Source organism: Streptomyces sp. NPDC005925, assembly GCF_040638805.1.
Taxonomy (GTDB): Bacteria; Actinomycetota; Actinomycetes; order Streptomycetales; family Streptomycetaceae; genus Streptomyces.
On sequence record NZ_JBEXVL010000056.1, the window covers coordinates 1 to 7,833 of the forward strand.

General features: G+C 72.4%; 5 protein-coding genes. All 5 read right to left on the reverse strand.

Translation table 11 applies throughout. From position 1 onward, the window contains the following. On the reverse strand, window positions 1-794 hold a 794-nt coding region (locus tag ABZ354_RS28400), incomplete at its 3' end, for a toll/interleukin-1 receptor domain-containing protein (RefSeq protein ID WP_358661557.1). Beyond that, window positions 791-4,027: a CHAT domain-containing protein gene (locus ABZ354_RS28405; protein WP_358661559.1), complete on the reverse strand. Its 3,237-nt coding sequence runs from the start codon at window positions 4,025-4,027 to the stop codon at window positions 791-793. The genes ABZ354_RS28400 and ABZ354_RS28405, both read right to left, overlap by 4 nt. Before the next feature lie 4 nt (window positions 4,028-4,031). Then, a complete protein-coding gene (locus tag ABZ354_RS28410; RefSeq protein WP_358661561.1) occupies window positions 4,032-4,976 on the reverse strand; it encodes an AAA family ATPase in 945 nt (314 codons plus the stop codon). Next, window positions 4,973-5,401, reverse strand: coding sequence for a CU044_2847 family protein (locus ABZ354_RS28415; protein WP_358661563.1), 429 nt, complete (start codon window positions 5,399-5,401; stop codon window positions 4,973-4,975). Before ABZ354_RS28415 ends, ABZ354_RS28410 begins: the two co-directional genes overlap by 4 nt. 104 nt (window positions 5,402-5,505) lie before the next feature. Further along, window positions 5,506-7,833, reverse strand: a 2,328-nt coding sequence (gene fxsT, locus ABZ354_RS28420; protein WP_358661565.1) for an FxSxx-COOH system tetratricopeptide repeat protein, incomplete at its 5' end; no start/stop codon positions are given.

Sequence of the window (7,833 nt, forward strand, 5' to 3'; positions counted from 1 at the left end):
AACCGGGACGGGTCGGGAGCCACGACCTCACGCAGGGCCGCGTTCCACTCCTCGTGCGTACGCGGACCGAGCTGGAAGTACCACTCACTCACCACGATGAGGATGCGGCCGTCGGCGAGCTTCAGGTCGCGCAGCAGCTCCACCAGCGGAATGCCGGCCGGGGAGTCCCATCGCAGGTACACCACCCGGAGCCCCCGCAGCTCCAGCCGGTCCCCGATCCAGGCGGCCCACGCCCGGTCGTAGCCCGCGAAGCTGATCGTCACCGTCGGCCGGCCGGATACCGGTGCGGGGCGGGGAAGGCGAGTCAGGGACACGTTCGGGACGGGCCGCAGGACGGGTGGCCTGGGCGTGTCCGTGACCGGCTCCGGCCAGGTCGTGTTCCCGGTCGGGTCCCCGGTCCGGGCCCCGTCCCGGATGTCCGACCGTAGTTCCGCCTTGCGGACCGGCACGCCCCACTGGTTGCTGACCGTCAGCCAGAGGGACGCCGGGCCCGGCTCGGTGCCCGCCGTGACACGGAAGCGGGCGGGTCCGTAGGTGCCGCCGAAGCGGTGCAGGACGACGCTCGGTTCGCCGAAGGCGGCGCAGGAGAAGTGGGGTGAGCCGTCCAGGGCGACGGTGAAGGTGAACTCCTCCGCGTCGTAGGGCCAGGGGGCGGGGGTGCCGTCCGGGGCGGGCAGGGGGCCGCGCAGGTCGACGGTGACGAGGTAGTCGCGGTCGGCGTCGGCCTGCCGGGGCCAGGCCACGACGGGTTCGATGAGCAGCGGGTGCTGCGAGGGCAGCTCGGCACCGTTCACCGGCCCCACCCCCCTGCGGCGGTGTCTTCGGCGGTCCGTCCGTCCGCCGTGGTGAGCCGCAGCGTGGTCCGCGGATGCCCGTAGTAGTGGAACATGAAGGCGTACAGCAGCCGCAGGACCCGTTTCTGGCCGGTGGTGTCGACCCGTCCGTCGTCGTCGCGGACACGCGGCACGTCCGCCAGTGACCCGAACTCCCGCACGGCCCGCGCCCGGAAGTCCCGCAGGGTCTGCGGGACGGGGCGGTACGGGTGCTCGGCGACCTCGCCCACCAGCCGTCGTACGAGCCGGCGGGCCTCGAGGTCGCCGACCTTTCCGGCGGTGACGATGCAGCCGCCCGCCCCTTTGCGCAGGAACAGTTCGGCGAAGCCGCGCAGCGCCTCCTCGCCCTGCGCACGGTTGTCCACGAAGCGGCCGGAGTCGCAGGCGTTGAGGCAGACCAGCGAGCGGTCGCGGTGCAGCACGGCCATGGGCTCGCCGTTCAGTTCGGCCCAGGTCCGGTCGCCCAGGCTGAGGCGCGGCACGGTGTCGCCGTACGTGCCGTGGCAGCCGAGGTAGACCAGGCCGGTGCGGTCGGCGGGGGTGTCGAGGTCGCGCAGGAACGGCGTCATGCACCGGTGCAGCCGGTGCGTGTACGGATCGAAGACCCGGCCGTCGTCCGTCATGTCCTGGTGGAGGTAGCCGAGGACCCGGCCGTGACAGTCGCCGACCTCGCGGGGCAGTTCCTGGTCCTCGTCATGCACGGTGGTCCAGCGGGACACGGCGGTCAGGGCGCCCAGCGGGCCGCCCCGCAGGTCCCGGACGGGGTCGTCGGGCAGCCAGAACAGCTCCCAGGGGAGGTCGTAGCCGGTGTCGTCCCACACGACGAGGCGCAGGGCGTCGCCGTGCCGGGCGCGGATCAGGTTGAGCCAGTCGACGAGTTCGGGCTGGTTGCCGGACCAGAGCTGGATGCCGCGCAGCACCTCGGACGGGTATTCCCCGCCCTCCTGTCGCAGAACCGCCAGGCGGACCGCGGGGGCGGCGAGGCGGGTGGGGCCGGGCTCGCAGGTCAGTGTCAGGTCGCCGCACCAGCCGTGCAGGCGGTAGCCCTGCCGTCCGTCGGCGCCCTCGCTGCGCAGTGCGTGAAGCACGGCGAAGCCGTCTTCCAGGCGGGCGTCGGGCTGGGCGTCGGTGCCACCGAGCCGGGCGGGTGGCTCGTGCGCGAGGTGCGGAGGGGTCACAGGGCCGGCAGGGCGGCGCGTCACCTCCTTCAGCCCGGGCAGGGACGAGGCACGGCGTACGACAGTGCCGGCTCCCTTCAGCCAGCGCGGCCCGCGCTGCGGCTCATCTCCCACCGGGGCGCCCCTCCACGACCATCGCGCCGAGGCTCTCCGCGAGGACGTACGGCAGGTCGCCGTACGGTTCCCGGGCCGGGTCGAGACGGCGACGTGCAGCCGGGTCCGGTCCATGGCGGCGATCCGGGCGGCAGCCTCGACGGCGTCCTCGACGCCCGCCGCGGCCACCTCGCCCCTCAGCCGGCCGGTCTGGCCGGCGCGCAGCGGGATGTTGCCGCGGCCGTCGGTGACGACCACGAGCCAGGCTTCCGCCGGTCCGGTGCCGTACAGCCGGAAAGCCCGGCGCAGGGCCTGTGCCGCCAGTTCGATGCCGTGGGCGAGCGGGGTGGCCCGGCCGGGCCGGCGGTACAGCGCGGCGAGTACCCGCGGGTCCAGGACGCCGCGCGCCGCGAAGGACTCGGCCCGCAGCTCGTTCCGTGCGTCCGCCGCGCCGACCTCGATCACGTGGATGGCGGCCCGGCCTGCGTACGCCCATTGCAGGAAAGGGGTGAGGGCGTCCTGCCAGTCCCAGTCGGGGCCCCGGCAGGTGTGGTCCAGGAGCAGCACGAGGACGCGCTCGGGCGCCCCGGCACGGACGTTGCTGTGCAGATCGATCGGCGAGACCGTGAACCGGTCGGTGCGCCGCACTCTCTGGTGCACGGCGGCTTCCCGGACCGTGCGCACGTGGGCGAGGTCGTGCAGGTCGGTGGCGCGCCGGGTGGCGATGACCGTGCCCCGTGCGGTGACGGGTCCGTTGGCGCGCCGCCCGGGACCGCGCAGCGGCGCGAAGTCGTGCGGGTCGGGCGCCTCGTCCTCCGGGAAGGGGGTGCCGGGGGCACCGGGGCCACCGCCGGACGCGGTGCCGATGCCTTCCGCCGGGCCGGTCTCCAGCAGGGTCCGGTCCTCGCCTCGGTGCCGGTGCGGCTCGTCCCGGCCGGGGCGGCGGTTGGGGACCGTGCGGGGCAGGATCGGTGATCCGTGTGGTGGATCGGTCTGCGCGGGTTCGGGCTCGGGGCCCTGCGGCGTCTCCGGCACGGCCAGACCGATGAGCCGGGCCGCCGCGTCGCAGTGTCCGGCGGTGGCCGACGACGCGCCGTCCAGCGCGGCGAGGGTGCGGGCGATCCGCAGCAGCGCTAGTTCCCGGCGCACACTCGCGTCATGTCCGAGCAGCTCCGGCAGGCGGGTGAGCGCTTCGTCGGCGACCGGCACGGGCCGGACGCCCTCGGTCCCGGCGGTGCGCCAGGCGGGCGGCAAGCCGTCGAGCAGCGTTTCGGGCGGCGACAGCGTCCGCAGGTCCGCCACCGACAGCCGGACGGCGAACCGCTCCAGCAGATGGCGGCTGAGCCGCCCCACGTCGGCCGCCCGGCAGGCCGCGAGCCAGCGCGTCCGGGGGCGGAGGGTTCGGCGCAGCCCGGTGCGTTCGACCACGACCACGTCGGCGCCGAGGACCTGTACGGCGGCGCGCATCCCGGCGACGCTCAGCCGGGCCAGGTCGGGCACCACGGCCAGGGGCGGCGTCCCGGGCCGGCCGTACGCCTCGATGAGGGGACCGGGCTCCGTGCGGAAGGTGATGCCGTGGGGGTCGCGTGCGAGCCGGGTGCGGGTCCACAGGTCCTCGTCCCGGTCGGACGCCCCCAGCACGAGGGGCGCGTCCACGACGTCCCGGGTGCCGGTGAGGATGCCGGTGAACAGGCGGGCCACCGGGTCCACGAGCCGGGGCTCCAGGTCGAGCAGCAGCACCCCGGACAGGGCGGGTTCGGCCGCCGCGCAGACCAGGGCGTGCGTGAGCCGGTCTGAGAGGTCGTCCTGCCGGGACGTGCCCGTGACGGCCGGGCCGCCCTGCCGCTGGTGGGTGCCCGTGACGGCACGGCCGTCCTGCTGGGGTGTGCCGGTGGCGGCGGGTCCGGACGGTTCGGTGGGCATCGGCTCAGCCTTCGGGGAAGAGGTCCTCGATGCGGCCCCGGTCCTCGGCGCCCCAGTCGAAGGTGCCGCCGTGGTCGGTTTCCGGGCGCCGGTGCCGCAGGGCCAGGGGCAGTACCCGCAGCAGATGCGCGGGCTCCACCCGGTCGGCACCGGCCAGCGCGGCGTACGCCCGGGCCGCGAGCATGGCGACGATCTCGCCGCGCTGCCCCACTGCCTCTGTCCGGACGGCGGCTGCGGCGCACAGTTCCAGGATGCTGTCCGGTACGTCGACGTCGAGCACCCGGCGCCGGGCGTCGGCGAGCCGCTCGCGGTGGGCGAGGTCCTCCCGCTCCGCCTCCGCCAGCCACGGGGAGTTGCTCCGGTGCAGCTCCTTCTCGAAGTCCAGGACGGTACGCAGCAGCCGGTGCCGGTCGCCCGCGTCCAGCTGCTCGGCGGTGACCATCAGCCCGAACCGGTCGAGCAGCTGCGGTCGCAGCCCGCCTTCTTCGGGGTTCATGGTGCCGACGAGCCCGAAGGACAGGTACTTGCCGGTGGCCAGCCCTTCGCGCTGCACGGACAGCACACCGGTCGAGACGACGTCCAGGATGATGTCCACGAGGTGGTCGTCCAGGAGATTGACCTCGTCGACGTAGAGCATCCCCCTCTCCGCCGCGTCCTCCAGCAGCCCGGGCTGCGGCCGGGTCTCCCCGCGCATCAGCGCGTCGAGGTCCCAGCCGCCGAGGACCCGGTCGTCGGTGGCGTTGATGGGGAGGGTGACCGGCAGCTCGCCGTGTGCCATGAGGGCGAAGGCGCGCACGAGCGTGGACTTGGCGGTGCCGCGCGGCCCGGCCATGAGGACACCGCCGATGCTGGGCATCACGTGGTTCAGCTCCAGCGCCAGCTTCAGCTCGTCCTGGGCCACCACGCGGGAGTACGGCAGGATGCGCACTCCGTCCGACGCCCGGTTCACGAGGCCGCCCCGCCGGCGCCGCCGGGTACGGGGGCGTCCGGTGCGGTCCGCCAGCGCAGGGTGAGCTGGAGCTGGGCCTCCGCCCCGCTCTTGACGAGGGCCGCGACACCGGCGTCGACCTTGATGGCGAGCTGCATCTCGATCTCGTCCGGCCGCAGCCCCTGCGGCAGCTCCCCGAAGCGCCGCACGGCCTGGGCGGCGCACCGGCGGGCGAGATCCAGTCCCTCGGTGTACACGTCGCGGGCGACCCGGACGACACGCTGCCCCGCCCCGTCGCGCGTCTCCTCGTCCCCGTAGACGAGGTCGAGGCCGTCGGCGGAGGAGGCGCCGGGTACGGCCCCGGTCCCCGGCCCCGCCTCGACGTCGACCTCGACCGGTATGGGCCCGTCCGCGCCGTCCGGGACGGGCCCCACTAAGATCACCACGTGTCCCCCTGACTCAACTCGCCTGTGTTTCAGGCGTGTTGAGGGACACGGTTCATTCCCCGGGGGGTGGGGGGTTATGCGCTTCGGGGCGGGGATACGCCGCCTCAGGTCGTCTGCGGCTCGAAGTCCCAGTAAGGACGATTACGGGCCCGGGCCGAGACAGTGTGGCTGTGATGGTTGCCGAGCGTCGCGTCAAGGTCGGTCAACGCCTCCTGCTCGACCTTCTCCGCCTGCTGCCGGTCACGCAGACCGCGCAGGTCCGCCGCGTACGCAATGCGAGCCGACAGGGTGAGCGGATGGGTGCGCCCCAGCGACTCGATGGCCCGCATGGCGGTGTCCCGGCTCAGGTCAGTGGCACTCTCGATGTCACCGACGAGGTTGCGCAGCGCCGACGCGTTCATGGCGCAGCCGAGGGTCCATGGGTGGCTTTCCCCGACGGCCTGCGTCATCTCGGCCAAAGCCTGCTCGGCAAGGATGTGGCCGTGCTCCCGTTCACCGACGTTGCGGAGGATCAGGGCCTGGTTGGCGCGGGACCCGGCGATGTACGGGTGGCCCTCGGGAAGCATCACCTCGTAGTGGGCGACGATGGCCTCGCTGAGTTCGCGGGCCTGGTCGATGTCTCCGTGTTCGCGGGCGTAGCAGCTCTGGGCCGCGGCGAAGATCAGTGTCAGGGGATGCGCCTCGCCAAGGACGCGTTCGCCGCGCTCCAGAACGCTGGAGAGCATCGGCCCGAGCTGGTCCCGCTTGTCGCCTCGGCCACGCTCGCCCAGCCGGTAATGGCACAGGGCGAGGTTGTACTCGGCCTTGAGAGTCTGCGGATTGTCGTGGCCCATCACGCGGCGGTTCTCTTCCACGTTGTCGGCCTGGATCGACTGGGCATCACCGTAACGGCCCAACAGCCGCAGATTCGTGGCGTACGCGATTTCTGAGTTGAGCGTCCACTGGTGGCGGCGACCGAGCAGTTGCCGTCGCGCCTCCATGGTCTGACGGTCCGTCTCCAAAGCCTCCAGGTGACGCCCCAGCAGGCGCAGCGAGACAGCCAGATTGTTCTGGGCGTTGAGGGTCCGCGAGTCCTGGTCGCCGAGAAGCTCGCGGTAGGCGCCCAGCACCCACACGGACAGCTCCAGTGCCTCGTCGTAGCGGGCGAGGCCACGAAGGTCGGCAGCGAGGCCCGCGGAGGCGCGCAGGTGTTCCAGGTCCTGTGCTCCGCGCTCTTCCTTGAGATGGTTCGCTGCGTCCCGGCTGAGGGCCTCGGTGGTGGAGTAGTCACCGATCGCGCGCAGCAGGTTCGTGTAGTGGTACGTGAGTTCCCAGATCCGCGGATGGGTCGGGCCCAACAACGTGCGCCAGGCCTCCAGTGCCCGCTCGCCGAGCTTGATGCCGGCGCGGTACTCACCGGAGAAGTACATGTAGCGCAGGCAGTTGAAAACCAGACGCTGGACCTTGGGGTCCTTGGTCTGGAGGATGTCCGCGTACTTCAGGTGCGGCACGATCTCCGCGTAGGTCGGCCACAGTCTGGTGTCGGTGGGCCTGCGAGGGTCGGCTGCGGCAAGTGCCCGCCGTACGACGTCGATGAACTCACGCCGGTCGTCGCCCGGCATGTCCTTGTGCACGATCTGGTGCACCATGCGGTGCAGGTAGAGAGTCTCGCCGGAGGAGGCGGTGGGTTCTTCGGCGGAGTTCTCGTGCGACTCCAGGCGGACCACGGAATAGGTGCGCAGCTGGTTGATCGCCTTGTTCCACAGCAGCGGGTCATTCAGGAGCCCGGCGAGTTGCTCGGGCAGTTCGTCGACCGGCATCTCCTTCAGCAGGCGCACGGGGATGAAGCCCGGCGCGAAGAACGTGCACAGCCGCAGCAGCGCGACGGACTCCGGGACGGTCTCACGGAGCTTGTTCAGCAGTATCGACCAGGCGGTCTGGAAGGCCAGCGGGAAGTCGGCCGAGACCTTCACCACGTCGCTGTCGATGCCGCCCTCCAGCAGGGCGATGTACTGCTCCACCGACAGGTCGGAATCGTTCAGCCAGCCCGCCGTCTGGTCCAGAAGCAGCGGCAGGTCCTCCAAGGCGTCCGCCAACTGGTCCGCATCCGGCTCGGTCAGCCGGGGAGCGCGGCGCCGGATGAAGGCGACGGATTCGTCACGCGTGTAGACGGGGATTTCGAGCAGCTTGCTGTTGTGCTCGTTCCACTCCGGGTTGCGGGAGGTGATGATCACGTGACCGGGCCCGGTCGGGAGGAGGTCCCAGATCTGGTCGGGTTCGTCGGCGCCGTCCAGGATGAGCAGCCACCGCAGGTACGGCTCGCCACGTCGCAGCGAATCGCGCACCGCGCGCAGCCGTTCGCCGTACTCCTGTCCCGTCCGCAGCCCGAGTTTCGGAGCGAGCTCGGCCAGCTGACGACGATAGGTGACCCGCCGGTCCGCGTTCACCCACCA